General features: G+C 56.8%; 16 protein-coding genes, 1 tRNA gene and 1 pseudogene. 12 read left to right on the forward strand and 6 right to left on the reverse strand.

Features of this window, described 5'->3' with window-relative positions; genetic code table 11:
* Positions 1–24: 24 nt before the first annotated feature.
* Complete coding sequence (locus SIB58_RS12730; RefSeq protein WP_197461136.1) at positions 25–645, forward strand: glycosyltransferase; 621 nt, start codon at positions 25–27, stop codon at positions 643–645.
* Positions 646–1,012: 367 nt separating this feature from the next.
* On the opposite strand, the gene SIB58_RS12735 is transcribed toward SIB58_RS12730, so the two are convergent.
* On the reverse strand, positions 1,013–2,203 hold the full coding sequence (locus SIB58_RS12735; protein WP_156486652.1) for a hypothetical protein: 1,191 nt from the start codon (positions 2,201–2,203) through the stop codon (positions 1,013–1,015).
* A gap of 1,018 nt (positions 2,204–3,221) precedes the next feature.
* On the opposite strand from SIB58_RS12735, the pseudogene SIB58_RS12740 reads away from it, so the two are divergent.
* The 5 genes and pseudogenes from SIB58_RS12740 to gatC all read left to right on the forward strand — a co-directional run.
* A pseudogene (locus SIB58_RS12740) lies at positions 3,222–3,773 on the forward strand (sulfotransferase family protein); the annotation flags it as partial.
* Between the two features lie 82 nt (positions 3,774–3,855).
* A complete protein-coding gene (locus SIB58_RS12745) occupies positions 3,856–4,632 on the forward strand; it encodes a queuosine precursor transporter (RefSeq protein ID WP_074159259.1) in 777 nt (258 codons plus the stop codon).
* A gap of 4 nt (positions 4,633–4,636) precedes the next feature.
* Positions 4,637–4,780 carry a hypothetical protein gene (locus SIB58_RS12750; protein ID WP_197461137.1) on the forward strand — a complete coding sequence of 48 codons (144 nt, stop codon included), beginning with the start codon at positions 4,637–4,639 and terminating at the stop codon, positions 4,778–4,780.
* Between the two features lie 44 nt (positions 4,781–4,824).
* Positions 4,825–5,613, forward strand: a complete 789-nt coding sequence (locus tag SIB58_RS12755) for a creatininase family protein (RefSeq protein WP_066904683.1) — start codon at positions 4,825–4,827, stop codon at positions 5,611–5,613.
* A complete protein-coding gene (gatC, locus tag SIB58_RS12760; protein WP_066904685.1) occupies positions 5,610–5,903 on the forward strand; it encodes an Asp-tRNA(Asn)/Glu-tRNA(Gln) amidotransferase subunit GatC in 294 nt (97 codons plus the stop codon). Before SIB58_RS12755 ends, gatC begins: the two co-directional genes overlap by 4 nt.
* 1 nt (position 5,904) lies before the next feature.
* Here gatC and crtR read toward each other — a convergent pair whose 3' ends face one another.
* A complete protein-coding gene (gene crtR, locus SIB58_RS12765; protein ID WP_066904687.1) occupies positions 5,905–6,933 on the reverse strand; it encodes a beta-carotene hydroxylase in 1,029 nt (342 codons plus the stop codon).
* A 54-nt stretch (positions 6,934–6,987) separates the two neighbouring features.
* Positions 6,988–7,069: transfer RNA gene (locus SIB58_RS12770), tRNA-Leu, on the reverse strand.
* 54 nt (positions 7,070–7,123) lie between these two features.
* On the opposite strand from SIB58_RS12770, the gene SIB58_RS12775 reads away from it, so the two are divergent.
* Together SIB58_RS12775 and ileS are read left to right on the forward strand one after the other, a co-directional pair.
* The gene (locus SIB58_RS12775; protein WP_066904689.1) at positions 7,124–7,660 is read left to right on the forward strand and encodes a Ycf66 family protein; all 537 of its coding nucleotides are present in this window, start codon (positions 7,124–7,126) and stop codon (positions 7,658–7,660) included.
* Positions 7,661–7,682: 22 nt separating this feature from the next.
* Positions 7,683–10,607: an isoleucine--tRNA ligase gene (ileS, locus tag SIB58_RS12780; RefSeq protein ID WP_066904691.1), complete on the forward strand. Its 2,925-nt coding sequence runs from the start codon at positions 7,683–7,685 to the stop codon at positions 10,605–10,607.
* Here the strand turns inward: ileS and SIB58_RS12785 are convergent.
* Together SIB58_RS12785 and SIB58_RS12790 are read right to left on the reverse strand one after the other, a co-directional pair.
* A complete protein-coding gene (locus SIB58_RS12785) occupies positions 10,592–10,885 on the reverse strand; it encodes a hypothetical protein (RefSeq protein ID WP_066904693.1) in 294 nt (97 codons plus the stop codon). The two genes, ileS and SIB58_RS12785, sit on opposite strands and share 16 nt — an antisense overlap.
* Positions 10,886–10,887: 2 nt before the next feature.
* Positions 10,888–11,499 carry a DUF3177 family protein gene (locus SIB58_RS12790; protein ID WP_066904695.1) on the reverse strand — a complete coding sequence of 204 codons (612 nt, stop codon included), beginning with the start codon at positions 11,497–11,499 and terminating at the stop codon, positions 10,888–10,890.
* 70 nt (positions 11,500–11,569) lie between these two features.
* Here SIB58_RS12790 and SIB58_RS12795 point away from each other — a divergent pair, with 70 nt between their 5' ends.
* Genes SIB58_RS12795 through SIB58_RS12810 form a run of 4 tightly spaced genes read left to right on the forward strand, consistent with a single transcriptional unit; the run spans position 11,570 to position 15,865 of the window.
* Positions 11,570–12,880, forward strand: a complete 1,311-nt coding sequence (locus SIB58_RS12795) for an FIST N-terminal domain-containing protein (protein ID WP_066904697.1) — start codon at positions 11,570–11,572, stop codon at positions 12,878–12,880.
* Complete coding sequence (trmB, locus tag SIB58_RS12800; protein ID WP_066904699.1) at positions 12,880–13,587, forward strand: tRNA (guanosine(46)-N7)-methyltransferase TrmB; 708 nt, start codon at positions 12,880–12,882, stop codon at positions 13,585–13,587. Before SIB58_RS12795 ends, trmB begins: the two co-directional genes overlap by 1 nt.
* Positions 13,587–14,885, forward strand: a complete 1,299-nt coding sequence (locus SIB58_RS12805) for an IctB family putative bicarbonate transporter (RefSeq protein WP_066904701.1) — start codon at positions 13,587–13,589, stop codon at positions 14,883–14,885. The genes trmB and SIB58_RS12805 overlap by 1 nt, the downstream gene beginning before the upstream one ends.
* Positions 14,882–15,865 (forward strand): BadF/BadG/BcrA/BcrD ATPase family protein, encoded by a 984-nt coding sequence (locus tag SIB58_RS12810; RefSeq protein ID WP_231884167.1) that lies wholly within the window; start codon positions 14,882–14,884, stop codon positions 15,863–15,865. The genes SIB58_RS12805 and SIB58_RS12810 overlap by 4 nt, the downstream gene beginning before the upstream one ends.
* Here the strand turns inward: SIB58_RS12810 and glmM are convergent.
* Positions 15,852–17,240, reverse strand: coding sequence for a phosphoglucosamine mutase (gene glmM, locus SIB58_RS12815; protein ID WP_067326378.1), 1,389 nt, complete (start codon positions 17,238–17,240; stop codon positions 15,852–15,854). The genes SIB58_RS12810 and glmM overlap by 14 nt on opposite strands.
* Positions 17,241–17,289: the final 49 nt, after the last annotated feature.

The following is a 17,289-nucleotide window of genomic DNA, read 5'->3' on the forward strand; positions in this document are numbered from 1 at the left end:
TAATGAAAATTTCCTATGCGAGACGTGAGCAAGCTCATACATATAATCGCTGTAGCCTACAAAAGACTACCGGAACTACGAGTTTTCATACAATCTTGGATCAATCAAACAAATGACGACTGGCAACTAACCATCATTCATGACGGAGAAAGCCAAGAGTTCACAAACCTAATGAATGAAGCCAACTACATCCACCCCAACATAGAATTCTTCAGCACAGGCCAAAGACACAACGACTATGGTCACACCCTTAGAGACTTGGGACTGAAAAGATCAGAAGGCAAATATACGATTCTAACAAATGCAGACAATTACTTTATACCAAGAACTACAGAATACATTTCAACATTGGTCCAGAATTCGATTAACACCTCTGACGTGCCTGATATTATTTTATTTGACATGATCCACTCTCACACTAACCCTGGTACAAGGAAGCAGCCTGCTTACAATCTTTTTAAGACTGAATTCAAGCTGTACTGTATCGACGTGAGCTCTGCAGCTGTCAGAACAGAGCTCGCTAAAGCAGCAGGCTTCAGAGACAAAACTCACGATGGAGACCAGACTTATTTCAAAGATATCGCATCAAGAGCAACAAGCCTGAAAATTGCGAAGATCAATCGTGTTTTACTGATTCACAATTAACTCACAAAAACACGAACATTAAAGCATTAAGAAATCACCAATAAATTCCTATATCTCATTGGATTGTTTGTTTATATTGATAATCAATGCTTGCTAAAAACCCATTAAATCGTTGACCCTCTTTTTAGCCTTTACCAGCAGGCCTGACAAGCTCAGCCAACTCAATGAAGATATGCTAGATGATATAGATTATGATACATTTTCATAATGCTCGTCGATAAAGCCATGAGGCGCCAAGCCAATAATTTGAATATTAATTATACCAGTACTTAATTCCTGTGAAAGTAGGTGTTTCAGTACTCTTCAATCCCCCCATGACTCCACCAATTGCCCATCCATCACGACAACATAAGCAAAAAATTGGCAATCAATCAGAGAGGCACTGCTTGACATAAGCATATGATTTAATGGTGATATCTTTACCCAGCTCAAGACAAATCTTGTAATGACTAAGCACCGCTGCTTGCTGATATTTATGCTTACTAACCATCTTTTGCGAAAAATCAAATCGCCCCTGCATCATGTCAACTAACCTTGCATCTAACTTTTGACCAATAGGCAGATGTTGATGCACGGAACGAACATGCTTAGTAGCCGACATCGTTAGACCGAAAATATCAGCAAGCTGATCCAAGACCAACCAGTTTCTAGTTTCAGACATTACCTGAGACGGAAAAATTTCAAAGCAAAAACGGGGAGCAATTGCAGCTCGTTGCAAATTCATATCGAGACACAATCTAAAGGTTATATCGCTCACTTTAAGCAGACTCACAGCAGCAGAATTGACTTGATCCAAAAACTCTGCTGACACCTTGACGCAACATTCCACGCTCAGAGCCTTACGAATATCAATGGGGCTTTTTAAGCAACCAAATATAAGCTTAAGATCTTGCGAACGACCAACCATCACACCCAGATTAATGGGCTCTCCTAACACTTGAACGAGACTACTGATTAGACTTTTTAGGCCATAATGATGCTTAATCGACGATTCACTTTTGGCCCGCTGGATCTCACAGATAACATCAAAGGCTGAAGAAAATACAGGCTTAGCATGCTCCTGAATCTCATGACTCAATGAAATAAAAATACCTGCCACAGAGATTTGACCATTGCGCGCCTCACACTCAATAATATGATCACCTAGCAGTTGCAAAGTAGAAGTAGCATGATTGGCCAGCCGGCCAGAGATTGAATCGTTACCAGAAAAAACACTGCCACCAAAATCACCACTGCGACCAGATGGTTCTAAACAAATTTTTTCAATCTCAGACCACCATTCAGGCATGATGTTTTTCTGAATTTTTTCGCTCCATTCATGGCCAAAGAAAGATATATCAACAAATTCTGATTTGTCGTGATGGAACTCAAGCCCTATAATAATTTCATCTACTTTTGAATATTGATCGACGAATAACAGACAATTGCTGATGGGCAAGCATTGCGCTTGGATCAGCTGAAACATCTCCGGATAAGCAAAACTTGTCACTGCGCGCAGAACATATGAAATCTGTGCTTTAGAGGGGACAGCGTCTGGATTATCAGAGAGAACTTCCACGACTTAAACTGCTAAAGCTTTCTTTGATTCTATTGCCACTGCTTCTAAAGACTCGCTGTGGGAGATGTCCAAGCGAGATGATACAGCAACTAAATGCTTGCAACCTACAATGAATCTATAATCTGCTTCGATGTTTTTGAAGCTGAATAAAGCTGACCATCATCAATTCGAGCTCCAGGCGTACATTATGACCACCGCTCAAACCCAGAAGCCATTTCAACCTCGACAAGAATATATCGAAAATCGAAACAAAAGCATGAGAACATGCTTCGTTTGTGTGACAAGTCAAGGAGCTCCTATAGCTCGACAAGGAGTCAAAATCACATCATTTTATCAGTACAATTTGACCTTTCTAAATCGAAAACTCTTTGCCTGACCGCTATGCCATCTCAACATGTCTCAGCAGCGGGTGTCGAACAGTCATCACCGCAGCAGGCTGCAAGAGCGTGGTCCAGCAACCATTTCACTTCACACCGCAGATCGCTCTTGGGTCTTGCACCAGGAATTCCCTTCAGCAACCGCGTTCAACACGGAAGCATCTAACAGCCAACTCTTTCAGCAGCAATCAGCTTTGCTGCAACTCCCACCAATGCTCGACGCCTAGAAGGCGAACGCTTTTCAGGCCAATGGTGACATCACTCATCTGGTGCTGGCAGAGCTGTTCCTAGGGACGCTTACGATCCTCAACGTTCCTGCACTGAAAGGCTTTCTTGCACTAAAAACTGCGACTCCTGATCGATTGTTATGGCAACAGGGTTAATCTAGGAATACGCCCCTGTCTTCAAATTCACGCCCAAGAGCTCATGAGCGTTTAACGAGCCGACAGCCCAGCAGATCAGGTCCCAGCACCTCTGCAGGGTGGCATAAGAAAGTCCTTGGGAGAGCGTGAGAATCCGTAGGAATAGGCTTGGTGGCTATCCGATGTGACTCGACGCCACTCGAGTCAGTCTTAGCAACAAATCCCAACATCAAAGATCTTGGAGAGTCCTAAGCATTTGCCCAAGACCTTGCTAATGAACAAGCGGAGAACAACTTGCCAACCGAACGATCTAAACTAGCCAATGCTTACACAAAAGCAGCAAATGAACCACTGAAAAATTTCACTCATAGCGTCGACAAAAATCTCTACAATTTCAGATTTGCGGAAGCAATCAATCGTTCAATGCCCGCCGCAAAAATCATCTACTGTCGCAGAAAACCCCTCTACAATGTACTTTCCGTGCTTAGAAGCAACCTGAGCGCCGGGAATAATTACACCGCAGAGCCGGCAGATGCGGCCAATTCCATAATACATCAACAAAAATCACTCTCCCCGTTAAAGGAAAATGCCGGCAATCAAATTTTCACTTTTGACTACGACAACTTCACAAACAGCCCGGAGAACCAAGCTAGAGAGTTAATTAATTGGATTGGCCTGCAATGGAATGATCATTATCTACATCCAGAGCAAAGCGGTAGGAGTATCAATACCGCGAGCGTCATTCAGGCTCGTCGACCCATCAGCAATAGGTCTGTTGGCGGCTGGAACAATTACAAAGAGCTTTTGAAGCCGGCAGAAGCCGTTTTATGAGAAAGCGGGCTTTTCAACATCTAAAAAAAACAGTGAGAGAGATGAATAACCGCCAGCCTGAAACCATCGAGAAGCGTCAATGATGAATCCCGAGCTGCAGCAACGGCGAGAGTTCTGCTTTCTAATCCTTGCAGGCCTCTTCCTGGGAACGCTGGGCATGCTCAACATCCTGGGCCTGACCCGTTTTCTCGAGCTGGGTCACATCGGCTCATGGCCAGTCGTGGTGGCCGTTGGCGCCCTGCCCTACCCGATCACTTTTCTCTGTACAGACCTGATCAGCGAGCTCTGGGGGGAAAAGAGAGCAGCTCAGGTTGTTTGGGTTGGACTGCTGCTCAACGGCTGGGTCGTGCTGATCCTCTGGCTGGGCGGAGTGTTACCAGGCGTGGACGGAGCACCCGATGCCACCTTCTTCGAAATCCAACGCCTGGCCTTTGGCTCAGTGATCGCCTCCATGGCCGCCTACCTCACGGCCCAGTTCGTGGATGTGCGGATGTTCCATTTCTGGAAAAGGGTGAGCAATGGCAAGGCTCTCTGGCTGCGCAACAACGGCTCCACGCTGGTGAGCCAGCTGGTGGACACGAGCGCTGTCGTGCTGATCAGCCATTACGCCTCTGGCGTGTTGCCTGTGCGGCCCGGTGAACCCGTGGCTCCGCAACTGATCTCGTTCATCGCCAGCGGCTATCTGTTCAAATCCTTCGCTGCACTGGCGGACACGCTTCCTTTCATCTGGATCACCGGTTGGCTGAGACACTGGCTGGAGATCCCCAGCAGCGGCAGTGAGATCGGCGGCGATGACGATCCCTGCATGCAAGTGATGACAAGCATCGATCCCCTGTCAGGCTTGGAGAAACGGATCTAAAGCCATGGATGCTGCACTCTCCGGCTTCAACCTGGGCACCGTGCTGTTGTTCAGCAGCGGTCTGTTTGTGGCCGCCACCCTGTTCTTCGGAACTCAGGGCGGGTACTACAACACTGATCAGTACGACGGCAACGGCACAGCTCACTAAGGACACCTAGCAAGATCGATCATCAAGCCCACGCCACGCTCGGCATGCCTTCCATCCTCCCCGGCCCGGCCGCCAGCAAAGACGCCATTCGCCTGGCTCTACAGAGCTGGCCCGACGTTGATCAGTACCTGCAGAGTTGCAAGGGAATCATCGTGCCCCTTGGATCCACGGAGCAACACGGCCCGACAGGCGCTATCGGCACCGATGCCCTGACCGCCGAAGCAGTGGCACTCGAGCTGGGACAGCTGAGCGGTGTATTGGTCACACCCGTGCAGGCTTTCGGCATGGCCGAACACCATCTTGGATTTGCGGGCACCATGAGCCTGCAGCCCGCGACCTTGATGGCCGTGATGCACGACCTCGTGATGTCACTGGCCACCCACGGCTTCGAGCGAATCCTGGTGGTAAATGGTCACGGCGGCAACATCGCCACGACCAAAGCTGCCTTTGCCCAGGCCTATGGCACCGCCGCAAGCCGCGGCCTGGAGGTTGCCCCACGTTTGCGCTGCAGGCTGGCGAACTGGTTCATGGCGGGTCCTGTGATGAGGCGCGCCCATGAGCTCTATGGCAATCGTGAGGGCCAGCACGCCACCCCCAGCGAGATTGCCGTCACCCTGCATCTCCATGACAGCCTGATCAACAAGCAGAGATCGCTTCCGGAACCGGCGCCCTGCGGATCGATTCATGGACCAGCGGACTTCCGGCGCCGCTACCCGGACGGACGCATGGGTTCAGACCCCTTTCTGGCAAGGCCCGAACATGGCCATGAGCTTTTGAACACAGCCGCGATGGCGTTGCGCGAGGATCTTGAAACTTTTCTCGCCGCTGCATGAGCAAGATCACTGCCGACGACGTACGCAAGGTGGCCCATCTGGCCCGCCTCGATCTGCCCGAGGAGAAAATTACGACCTACACAGGTCAGCTCGAGCGCATTCTCGATTATGTGGATCAGCTCCAGGGCGTGAACACGGAAGGTGTTCCTCCTACAACCCGTGCAGTGGAGGTGGTGAATGCCACCAGAGAAGACAAAGTGGAACCCACCAAGGTGCGCGAGGAACTCCTGGAACAGGCGCCTCTCAGAGAAGGAGATTTTTTCCGAGTACCCAAAATACTGGCTGAATGATTCAGCGAGAGGAATGACGCTTTTGCTCGGTTTTGATCGCAATTTGATTGACAAATCCAAGCCATGAACGCCTCAATCGACGCAACGGCATGAACCTAGCCACGCGACGCATTTTTCCCCTGCGGCGTTTATGGCTGCGAACACCGACAAGAATGTCATAGAGGAAGTTATACCCATCACGGCGAGTTTCAAAAATTCCCAGACGTTGTGGTGACCCTTTGGAATCCAGCAAAGGCTTTGTGGCTTCATAAGCAGGCTTGTAATCAAACCAGGGAATTGATGGCCAGAGATGATGAATAAGGTGGTAGTTCTGACCCATGATCAACCAGTTCATCAACCTGCCTGGATAGATCCTGGAGTTTTTCCAGCGATTACGGGACGTAAAAGGTCGGTGGGGAAGGTAATCAAAAAAGAGCCCCAAAGTCACGCCCACCATCAGAGCTGGAGCAAACCAGCAATTGAAGATGAAAGGGAGGAATTGAAACTTGGCAGCAGCGAGAACAATCACCAGAAACACACTGCGCTCAAGCCCCCACTGCATCAATTCCCAGCGCTTCCACAACCTGCGCTGAAAGAAAAACCACTCGTGATAGAAGAATCTCGGAGCGATCAGCCAAAGAGGTCCAAAGGTGCTCACGATGTGATCCGGATCATTACTTGGATCGTTCACATGGGCGTGATGCTCCAGATGAACCCTCGTGAACACAGGAAAACTGAACCCGAGCAAGAGTGCTGATCCATGACCCATGGCCTGATTGATCCAGGGAACCGGATGGGCAGATTTGTGGCAGGCGTCATGGATGACGGTGCCTTCCAGGTGCAAAGCCAGAAAACCTGTGCTCAAGAGCACTGGCAGGGGCCATCCAGCTGAAAACCAGCCCCAGATGGTCAGTGCGGCCAGCACATAACCACCGATGAACAACCCCAGAGTGAGGTTCAAAGCTGCAGGTGGTGCCAGGAATTCCCTCGGAACAGAGCGCAGGCGCTTCTCGGTGCCTTGCGTTGCAGGTTTTGTGAGAGCCTGTGTCATCAGCGAGTGGAGATTGGCTGACCGCAGAGAGTTGAACCAAATTAGGGAAACGGATGCCCACCGGGGGACTTGAACCCCCACGACCGAAGCCACTGGTACCTAAAACCAGCGCGTCTACCAATTCCGCCAGATGGGCAGGTTGCAACTCTAGGCAGAGAACCAGAATGCACTCAGACACGCGGACGCCTTGATGCTGGCCACAATCGCCGGAGACCTCTGCCTGTTGCTGGGCCTGGCGGTACTGCTGCTGCCATTGCTCGCCACTGAGCTGAGCCGGCCCAGGGATGGGGTTTGGGGGGGCGTTGTGCTGTTACTCGGCTTGGTTCTGGTCACCAGCAGTGACCGTCTGCGCGGCGCACCGATGCTCGCCGTCATCTGCAGCGCATTGCTCATCAGTCGGCTGGGAGCAGAAGTGGCCCAATCACGCTGGCAACATCTCAGCCAGGAGGAGCAGAAGCGCCTCCGCTCAAAAGAACGTTGGGCAACAAGCGTGCAACAACTCGGAACTTCGTTCACCACCCTGCTAAGCAATATCGGTTCAGCTTTCGGCAGCCTGAAACCCGAACCACCCGCTGCCAATCGTGAAGAGGGCAGCAACCGCAGCGGCAAACGCTGGGTTCGTCCAGAGGACTCCAACCAGCAAGACACCCCGGAGCAAACTCTTTCAGCAGCCATGGAGAAGCCCAAGAATGTAAGCACACCCAAGTCGGTCAGCGAGGACGGATAATTTCGTCTGCAGCTGCCCTACCGTGAGCAAGGAGACGCGCGACGCGAATGCCGAAGGACGTCCCTCCTACAAGGACACGCTCAACCTGCTGCAGACCAGCTTCGGCATGCGTGCCAATGCGGTGAAGCGGGAACCGGAGCTGCAGGCGTTCTGGGCAGAACAAGGCATCGACCTGAAGCTCGGCCTCCACAACCCTGGGGCGGTCTTCACGCTGCACGACGGACCGCCCTACGCCAACGGCCCCCTGCATATGGGCCATGCCTTGAACAAGGTTCTCAAGGATGTGATCAACAAATATCAGATCCTGCGAGGACGCAAGGTTCGGTACATCCCTGGATGGGACTGCCATGGCCTGCCGATCGAGCTGAAGGTGCTGCAGTCGATGGATTCCGACCAGCGCCAAGCACTCACCCCGCTCAAGCTGCGCAAAAAGGCTGCCGCCTACGCCCGCAAGCAGGTTGAAAGTCAGATGAAAGGGTTTCAACGCTGGGGCATCTGGGCCGACTGGCAACAGCCCTACCTCACTCTTCAGAAGGACTACGAAGCCGCACAGATCAGAGTCTTTGGGGACATGGTCCTCAAAGGGCACATCTACCGGGGCCTCAAGCCGGTGCACTGGAGCCCCAGTTCACGGACAGCTCTGGCTGAGGCCGAGCTTGAGTATCCCGATGGCCACACCAGCCCCAGCGTTTACGTGGCCTTCCCAGCGGTTGAACTGCCCTCGGCCCTGCGCGACGCCCTGAAAGCAGAGGGGATCGCCTTGCCAGGCGATGCCGATGCCCTCGGCCAGGCTCTTCAGGTGGCGATCTGGACCACAACCCCTTGGACTCTGCCGGCCAACCTTGCGGTCTCGGTGAACGAACGGCTGGACTACGCCCTGGCCGACGATGGCAACGGGCGACTGCTTTTGGTTGCCGTCGACCTGATCGACTCCCTCGCCAAAACGCTCGAGCTACCACTCGTCCGCAAAGCAACGGTCAAAGGAGCGCTGCTCGCTGGACTGACCTATCGCCATCCTTTGCTGGACCGCACCAGTCCCATTGTGATTGGCGGCGAATACATCACCACGGAATCAGGCACCGGCCTGGTGCACACCGCTCCCGGACATGGTGTCGACGACTTTCACACGGGCCAGAAAAACGGATTGCCGGTGCTCTGCCCTGTCGACGAGGCAGGAAACCTCACCGAGGAGGCGGGACCCTTCGCCGGCCTCAACGTCCTGAAGGACGCCAACCCGGCAATCATCGATGCGCTTGAGACGGCCAGTGCACTGCTCAAGCAGGAGGCTTACGGGCACCGCTACCCCTATGACTGGCGCACGAAAAAGCCCACGATCTTCCGTGCCACTGAACAATGGTTCGCCTCCGTCGACGGCTTCCGCCAGCAGGCCCTCAGTGCCATTGATCAAGTCGAGTGGACTCCCGCTTCAGGGCGCAACCGCATCGAAGCGATGGTGAAGGAACGCGGCGACTGGTGCATCTCACGTCAGCGCACCTGGGGTGTGCCGATCCCAGTCTTCTACAACCGCCGTGGAGGCGAAGTGCTGCTCAACGCCGAAACACTGGCTCACATCGAAGCTCTGATCGGCGAACACGGTGCAGACGTGTGGTGGGAAAAGGACGAAGCCGATCTGCTGCCACCCACCTATGCCGATCAGGCTGACCAGTGGCGCAAGGGCACCGACACCATGGACGTGTGGTTCGACTCCGGCTCCAGCTGGGCTGCCGTCTCCAGCCAGAAAGAGACCCTCAGCTACCCCGCCGACCTCTACCTGGAGGGCTCAGACCAACATCGCGGCTGGTTCCAGAGCTCACTGCTCACATCGGTGGCAGTCAATGGCCATGCCCCTTACCAACGGGTGCTCACTCACGGTTTCGCCCTGGATGAGAAGGGTCGCAAGATGAGCAAATCGCTGGGCAACGTTGTCGACCCGATGGTGATCATCGAGGGCGGCAAGAATCAGAAGCAGGAGCCTGCCTACGGCGCTGATGTGCTGCGCTTGTGGGTGAGCTCGGTTGACTACTCCGCTGATGTGCCGATTGGTGCCGGCATCCTGCGTCAGCTCGCTGATGTCTATCGGAAGGTTCGCAACACCAGCCGCTACCTGCTTGGCAACCTCCACGACTTCAACCCAGCCAGTGACACCGTTGCCGTGGCAGAGCTGCCACTGCTGGACCGCTGGATGCTGCAGCGCACTGCGGAGGTGATGGATGAAATCACGGAAGCCTTCGAGAGCTATGAGTTCTTCCGCTTCTTTCAGTTGCTGCAGAACTTCTGCGTCACCGATCTGTCGAACTTCTATCTCGACATCGCCAAAGACAGGCTCTATGTGAGTGCGCCCTCCGACCGGCGACGGCGAAGCTGCCAGACCGTGATGTCTCTGATCATCGAACGCCTGGCCGGTCTGATTGCTCCTGTGCTTTGTCACATGGCCGAGGACATCTGGCAGAACCTGCCCTACCAGGTGGAGGAGACATCGATTTTCAACCGCGGCTGGCCGACCGTTCCGCCCGAGTGGCGCGATCCCAGCCTCAGTGAACCCATTCAGCGATTGCGCGAGCTGCGAGCTGCGGTGAACAGAGTTCTTGAAGACTGCCGTAGCCGACAGGAACTAGGGGCATCGCTGGAGGCAGCCGTCAGGATCGAAACCCGAAAGCCCGAGCTGGAATCAGCCCTCAACTGGTTGAACGAGAGCGGCGACGCGGAGGCTGATGGCCTGCGCGACTGGCTGCTGGTCTCACAACTGCAATTAGGAGGAGAGCCCTGGGCCGAACTCCTGGCCAACCAGACCGATGACACCGCGATCATTGAGGTGAGCAGAGCTCGTGGGATCAAATGCGAACGCTGCTGGCACTACGAAGGCGATGTCGGACAGAACAGCCAGCATCCGGCACTCTGCGGGCGCTGTTGCAGTGTTCTGAATCGACGTGATCACCAGCTGGCCTGAGCCAGCAGGTCGTCCGGTTTCAGAGGGCCGACAAGACGTGTTTCGCCGGCGGGATCCAGAGGGCCCTGAAGCAGTTCCGCCCAGTCCAGGCGGGTTCCCTCGGGGATCACCGAGGCGTCTGGATCGAAGGCTGTTGGATGGGTCGTGCTGCTGCTGAAGCCACGAAAGATCAACAGTTCAAACGGCTCATCCAGCACAAATCCGTGCAACCTCACCACCCGATCAGGGCTCAGACGCGTGCGCTCTTCCAGCCCCTGAACCAGAGCGATGGAGTCCATGGTCAGAAATCCCCTGCAACCCTTCCCTGCTTGGGAAGGCGCACCAGAGCCCACTGCAGCAGACCCACGACGTAAGCCACCAGCGCCACGTATCCGATGAACGCGGCAACGGCCATCGTCCACTCACCGCCGAAAACGAAGTCAAACACCCGCTCTGCGACCCGATGCAGCCCCTGGGGCGCTTCCAGCCACACCCGACAGGCTGCACCCGCCAGCTGACGGGTGCAGCCCAGTGCCGAACCGGACATCACGGCTGCAAACACAGCGAAGACCGTGAGGGACCATCGCCAGACCCGCACCGTGAACGGCAGCGCACGACCCGGAGGGCTGTCGGCCAGCTCCTCATTGAGGTCAACCCAGAACCACAGAGATGCAGCCATCAGAAGAGGAGCGAGGAATGCCGTGAGATAGCCGATCGGCCGTTGATCAGTGAGCAACAGCACGCTGATGGCCAGCAGGCTCGCCACTTTCCAGTAAATCCCGAGCAGCCTCACAAGGGCAGGGTCACGTCGCAGCCCCGACCAGATCAGAAGCACCAGCGGAATACCGAGAGCAATCGTTGCCCCCAGGCGATAGGTCAGCCACACCAGGGAGCGTGTTGTGAAGTCGGACACCGGCCAGGGACATCAGAGGGCCATTATCACGGTCATCCAGCAGGACGAAAGGATTGGTAAGGTCCAAACCATGGTTCCGTTCAATCCTCTCGACTGGTTCCGGAGCCGCGGGCTGCAGGCCCGATGCCGACATGCCCTCTCCGGCAAGCCTTCTCTTGAGGACGCTGCTCGGGAAGTGACCAGTGCTCTGGGCTCGAATGAGGCCGATCTGGCGTTGGTCTTTATCTCGAGTCACTTCGCGAGCGACTTGACCCGCCTGCTCCCCCTGCTGCAACAACGCCTCAACGCCAAACACTGGCTGGGTTGTCTGGGAGGTGGTGTGGTTGGCACCACCACCTCAGGGGAAGCCCATGAGCTGGAACGCACTCCAGCACTCAGCATCAGTCTCCTCAACCTTCCAGGGGCTGAACTGAGCAGCTTCAGTCTCGACAGCAGCCAGCTTCCAGATCTTGATGGAGCCGCCAAGAACTGGCAGGACTGGGTGGGGGTGAACCCTGCTCAGAGCCGTTCGATGTTGCTGCTGCTGGATCCGGGATGCGATGCCATCAACGATCTTGTGAGCGGACTGGATTACGCCTACCCCGGCATCGCCAAGGTCGGAGGCATCGCCGTTCCTCACAACGCTGATCATGGCTCCCTGCTCTACGGAAATCAGGTCGTCGGGGGAGCAGTGGGGCTCAGCATTGGCGGAACCTGGAGCCTGGATCCAGTGGTCGCCCAGGGATGTCGACCGATCGGACCGGTCTTCGCCATCGAACAGGCTCAACGCAACGTTCTGCTCGAACTGAGTGACGGTGACCGCCGCGCCAGTCCTGTGGCCTGCCTGCAGCGTGTGCTCGCTGATCTCAGCGCCGAGGACAGAGAACTGGTACAGCACTCACTGTTTCTTGGTGTGGAGCGAGAGGAATTGATTGCCGATGCCATGCTGGCTGGGCTGAATCAGGGTGGCGTATCTGCCGACCGCCCCGAAAGAGCCTTCCTGGTGCGCAATCTGATCGGCGTTGATCCCCGCAACGGCGCTGTAGCGGTTGCCGATCGCGTCCGTGCTGGACAAAACGTGCAGTTCCAGCTGCGGGAAGCGCAGGCCTCAAGAGTGGAAGCCCGCCAGCTGTTGCAGACCCGGCGTGATCAAAGCAGCGACGCAGCACCGCTGATGGGAGTCCTGTTCGCCTGTCTGGGCCGGGGCAATGGCCTGTTCGGAAGCCCCGATGGCGATGTAACCATCGCTCGCGAGGTCTTTCCGCAACTTCCGATTACCGGCAGCTTCTGCAACGGCGAGATCGGACCGCTCGGGGGTGCCACCCATCTGCATGGCTACACCGCCTGCTGGGGTCTTTTGCGCTGCGATCCTCCCGAAACTGAGGCTGCGAAGCGGTCCTGATGCGGCAGCACGTCAATCCCCTCAGCCGCTTCTTTCAGCTGCCTCTGGAGCTGCCCGGTCCCGATCAACTTTTCGACTCAGCACATCGCCCCATCCATCTGGATATCGGCTGCGCCCGAGGCATCTGTCTTCTGGAGCTGTCAGCACTGAAACCCGACTGGAATCATCTCGGTGTGGAAATCAGGCGTCCGCTTGTGCTGGCAGCCCAGCGTGACCGCGACAGACTCAAGCGCCACAATCTTCATTACCTCTTCTGCAACGCCAACATCAGCCTGGAGGGCTGGCTTGCGGAGCTCTCCACGGATCAGCTGCAGCTGGTGAGCATCCAGTTTCCGGATCCCTGGTTCAAGCGTCGCCACCGCAAACGCCGGGTGATGCAGCCCTCGCTTCTGCTGGCAATCGCGGCGGCGCTCAGCCCCAGTCGCGAACTGTTTCTGCAAAGCGATGTCCTGGAGGTGGTGGAGCCGATGGTGACCCTTGTGGAACTGAGCGGTTGCTTCGAGCGTCCCAGCGAAGACAGCCGTCCCTGGCGAGCTGACAATCCCCTGCCGGTGCCGACGGAACGCGAGCGCTACGTGGATGAGCAGGGCCTGCCCGCCTACAGGGTGCTGTACCGCCGCAACAAACAGCCCTTACCGGAGCGGGAAGAACTGGAGATCGCCTGGCAACGGGTCGATAATCCGGCTGATGTTCCTCTCAATCACTGATGGCTGAGGCTTCGGCGCCAACCCCATGGTTGCTGCGCTGGCAAGGGCTCCTGCCCGGTTCCGCGGCACAGCAGAAGCGACTTGGCGACCTGGCGGGGATTGTCCTGATCCTGCTGATGGCTGGACTGCCGGTGCTCACGCGAACAGGCCTGGGCCTGATCGTGCTGGCCTGCGGAGCCCTTTGGCTGCTCTGGTCACTCACGCGCACTCCCGCTCGCATTGGCGCGATCAGTGGCTGGCTGCTGCTGTTCCTGGCCGTGGCAGTGCTGGCCAGCGGTGTTTCACCCGTACCGAACGCCGCCGCCAAAGGACTCCTGAAACTCGTCAGCTATCTCGGGGTGTATGCACTGATGCGCCAGTTGCTGAGTGTCAGGCCTGAATGGTGGGACCGTTTGGTCGCGGCCTTGCTGGGCGGATCTCTGCTAAGCAGCTTGCTGGCATTACGTCAGCTTTACGCTCCAACAGAAGAGCTCGCTCGTTGGGCCGATCCCAACTCGGTGGCGGAGGGCACCATCCGCATTTACGGGCCACTGGGCAACCCCAACCTGCTGGCGGGGTATCTCGTTCCCATCCTGCCCATTGCCATCGTGGCGATGATCCGATGGCGTGGCTGGGGATCCAGGCTCTACGCCGCAACCGCACTGATTCTTGGCTGTGCTTCAACGCTGTTCAGCTACAGCCGCGGAGGCTGGCTGGGCATGGTGGCCTCGGTCGGTGCACTGCTGCTACTGCTGCTGCTTCGCTATATCCGCCACTGGCCAGCGTTCTGGCGGAGGCTGCTGCCCCTGGCGCTGCTTGTGGTGACAGGGCTGGTGCTCGCCATTGCTGCCACTCAGCTGGAACCAATCCGCACCAGAGTCGCCAGCCTGCTGGCAGGTCGAGGCGACAGTTCCAACAATTTCCGCATCAACGTCTGGCTGGCAGCCATCGACATGATTCAGGACCGTCCCTGGCTGGGCATCGGCCCAGGGAATGCAGCGTTCAACAGCGTTTATCCCCTCTACCAACAACCGAAGTTCAACGCCCTCAGCGCCTATTCAGTACCGCTTGAAATCCTTGTTGAAACAGGCATTCCTGGCCTGCTCGCCTGCCTTGGGCTCGGGGTTGCCAGCATCCGCAATGGCTTGCGTGCACTGACCGCAGACTCAGAACTTGCTCTTCCCTGCCTGGGCTGCCTGGCGGCCATTGCCGGATTGCTGATGCAGGGTGCAGCCGACACGATCTTCTTCCGCCCGGAAGTGCAGATCAGCGGCTGGTTCTGTCTCGCCACCCTGAGCCAGATGGGCCGAAACTCTTGAACAAGCCCCTGCCCATCCTGGCTGGATTTGATGCCGGTCAAACCAAGTGCCGCTGCCGGCTCAGTGTCTGGGAAAACGGCAAGCTGAAGAGAGTCGCTGACGGCTCAGGGCCTGGAGTCAGTCATCTGGATGCCGATGACGGCGAACAGCGCTTTCGCTCTGCCATCCGCTCCAGCCTCAACAGTGCCCGACTCAACTGGACACAGCGATTGGGACTGCATCCCGACGAGGCAGAACCAATCACTGCTGCGGCTATCGGAGCAAGCGGCGTCGAGGTTGGGACGCCTCTGCAGGCGAGGGGCGGAGCGCTTCTTGCTTCAGAGCTGCAGCTGCCCGAAGCTCGCTGTCTGGCCACCGGCGACGAACGCACCGCCTTGCGGGGCGCATTCCCCGATCAGGCGGGCATCGTTCTGATCAGCGGCACCGGAATGATTGTGGTTGGTCGGGATGCCAATGGCCGCGAGCATCGCTGCGGGGGCTGGGGCTGGCGTCTGGATGGCGCGGGATCTGCCTTCGACATTGGCCACCATGCACTTCAACTAAGCGTGAAGATGGCCGACGGCCGTGCTGCTGATGGGCCCCTGCGCCAACGGCTCTGGAATGCGCTCAGCTGTCACAGCTGCGCCGACCTCAAATCTCTCGTGGTGAGCCCTCTCCATAAGGTCGCCGACCAGGCGAAGCTGGCACCGCTGGTCGACGAGGCAGCCGCACAAGGAGATGCAGCCGCTCGGACAATCCTGCAGCAGTCGGCCTCTGCTCTCGCTCAGGCAGTCGCGGTCACTGCTCAGGCACTCGATCTGAAGAGGCCATCACTGGGCGCCCGCGGGGGAGCACTGGAGCATCTGGCGGAGTTCCGTCTACTCGTCAACCAAGCAATCTTCGAGCTGCTGCCGGAGAGCAACTGGCAGTCAGCATCGGGGGATGCCTGTGATGGTGCGCTGGCCTGCGCGCTGGAACGTTCCGCCCTTAAGCCACATTGAGATGGCGGTCGGCAGCCTCAGCCAAGCGACCGGTCCAGAGTTCCACCACATCCGCTTCTGCCGCCTCCACCATCACCCGCAACAGAGGTTCGGTGCCGCTTGCGCGCACCAGCACCCTGCCGTCGTCGGCCATGGAACGTTCTGCTTCGTCGACCAGCTCTCGCAGAGGGGCGCACTCGGCCCAACCCTTGCGCCGCGCCAGGTCTGTCACCCGTACATTGACCAGCTTCTGGGGGTAGGCCTGGAAGCTGCGGTCAAGCCAGTCCTCCAGAGTCATCTGCTGGCCATGGCAGAGAGTGGCGAGCTGAAGCGCCGTGAGAACCCCATCACCGGCGAGTCCATGGGCGGAGGAAAGGATGTGTCCGGACTGTTCACCTCCGAGAGCTGCACCACTGCTCACCATGGCCGCGTGCACATGCTGGTCTCCTACAGGAGTCCGCTCCAGCTGACCACCTCTTGCCTGCCAGGCACGCTCAAATCCAAGGTTGGACATGACCGTGGCGACAAGGCGCTGATCAGGCAGAGCACCGCTGTCCTGAAGCACAGACCCCCAGAGATAGAGCACGTGGTCACCATCAACCACGCGGCCACGACCATCGACCGCAAGCATCCGGTCGGCATCACCATCGAAGGCGAAGCCCATGGCCGCGCCACGATCGATCACGGCCTCACGCAGAGGGCCGAGATGGGTGGATCCACAACCCACGTTGATGCGTTCGCCGTCGGCGACTCCGTGCAGCACGGTGAGGTCGGCCCCAAGTGAGCGGAAGACCTCTGCACCGCAGGCGGTTGCTGAACCCCAGCACAGATCGAGCACGATCGGCACGCCATCCAGACGCTGATGCTGAACGCTGCTCAGCAGACTGTCTCGATAGTGCTCCAGCAATTCAGCACGGTGGCTTGCCGCACCACAGGCGCTCATCGACCCAGCAGCATCAGTTTCTCCACGCAGACCTGATTCGATGCGGCGTTGCAACGCAGAACCCAGCTTGCTGCCGTCAGGCCCGAACACCTTGATGCCGTTGTCTTCAGGCGGGTTGTGACTTGCGGAAACCATCAGTCCACCCGCTGCCTGCAAGCGACGGATGAGGCCTGGAACCGCCGGAGTGGGGCAAAGGCCAAGCGTCCAGACCTCGCGACCTGCCGCCGTGAGGCCTGCAGTGAGAGCTGACACCACCATCGAACCGCTGCAGCGGGAATCCATCCCGATCAGGACAGGACCATCCGGTGGCAAAACGCGTCCACACCAGAAACCCACCTGCAATGCCAAAGCAGGAGTGATCGCCGATCCGACGCGCCCCCGCAAACCATCCGTCCCGAAACTGACCTCGGGGGACTGGAGTGAACCAAGCGGATGGGCAGCGGAAGAGGCCATGAGGTCTCATTTGTGGACTGAACCTTAAGAGCCTTGAGACAACCGATCT

Source organism: Synechococcus sp. MIT S9504 (assembly GCF_047497135.1).
GTDB lineage: Bacteria > Cyanobacteriota > Cyanobacteriia > PCC-6307 > Cyanobiaceae > Synechococcus_C.

What these genes read in the sequence shown, in the direction of transcription:
- SIB58_RS12775 (WP_066904689.1), top strand. Translation starts at nt 7,124, where the DNA reads ATGCTGGCCACAATCGCCGGAGACCTCTGCCTGTTGCTGGGCCTGGCG.
- SIB58_RS12755 (WP_066904683.1), top strand. Translation starts at nt 4,825, where the DNA reads ATGCCTTCCATCCTCCCCGGCCCGGCCGCCAGCAAAGACGCCATTCGC.
- SIB58_RS12795 (WP_066904697.1), top strand. Translation starts at nt 11,570, where the DNA reads ATGGTTCCGTTCAATCCTCTCGACTGGTTCCGGAGCCGCGGGCTGCAG.
- crtR (WP_066904687.1), bottom strand. Translation starts at nt 6,933, where the DNA reads ATGACACAGGCTCTCACAAAACCTGCAACGCAAGGCACCGAGAAGCGC.
- glmM (WP_067326378.1), bottom strand. Translation starts at nt 17,240, where the DNA reads ATGGCCTCTTCCGCTGCCCATCCGCTTGGTTCACTCCAGTCCCCCGAG.
- trmB (WP_066904699.1), top strand. Translation starts at nt 12,880, where the DNA reads ATGCGGCAGCACGTCAATCCCCTCAGCCGCTTCTTTCAGCTGCCTCTG.
- SIB58_RS12745 (WP_074159259.1), top strand. Translation starts at nt 3,856, where the DNA reads ATGAATCCCGAGCTGCAGCAACGGCGAGAGTTCTGCTTTCTAATCCTT.
- gatC (WP_066904685.1), top strand. Translation starts at nt 5,610, where the DNA reads ATGAGCAAGATCACTGCCGACGACGTACGCAAGGTGGCCCATCTGGCC.
- SIB58_RS12805 (WP_066904701.1), top strand. Translation starts at nt 13,587, where the DNA reads ATGGCTGAGGCTTCGGCGCCAACCCCATGGTTGCTGCGCTGGCAAGGG.
- SIB58_RS12785 (WP_066904693.1), bottom strand. Translation starts at nt 10,885, where the DNA reads ATGGACTCCATCGCTCTGGTTCAGGGGCTGGAAGAGCGCACGCGTCTG.
- SIB58_RS12750 (WP_197461137.1), top strand. Translation starts at nt 4,637, where the DNA reads ATGGATGCTGCACTCTCCGGCTTCAACCTGGGCACCGTGCTGTTGTTC.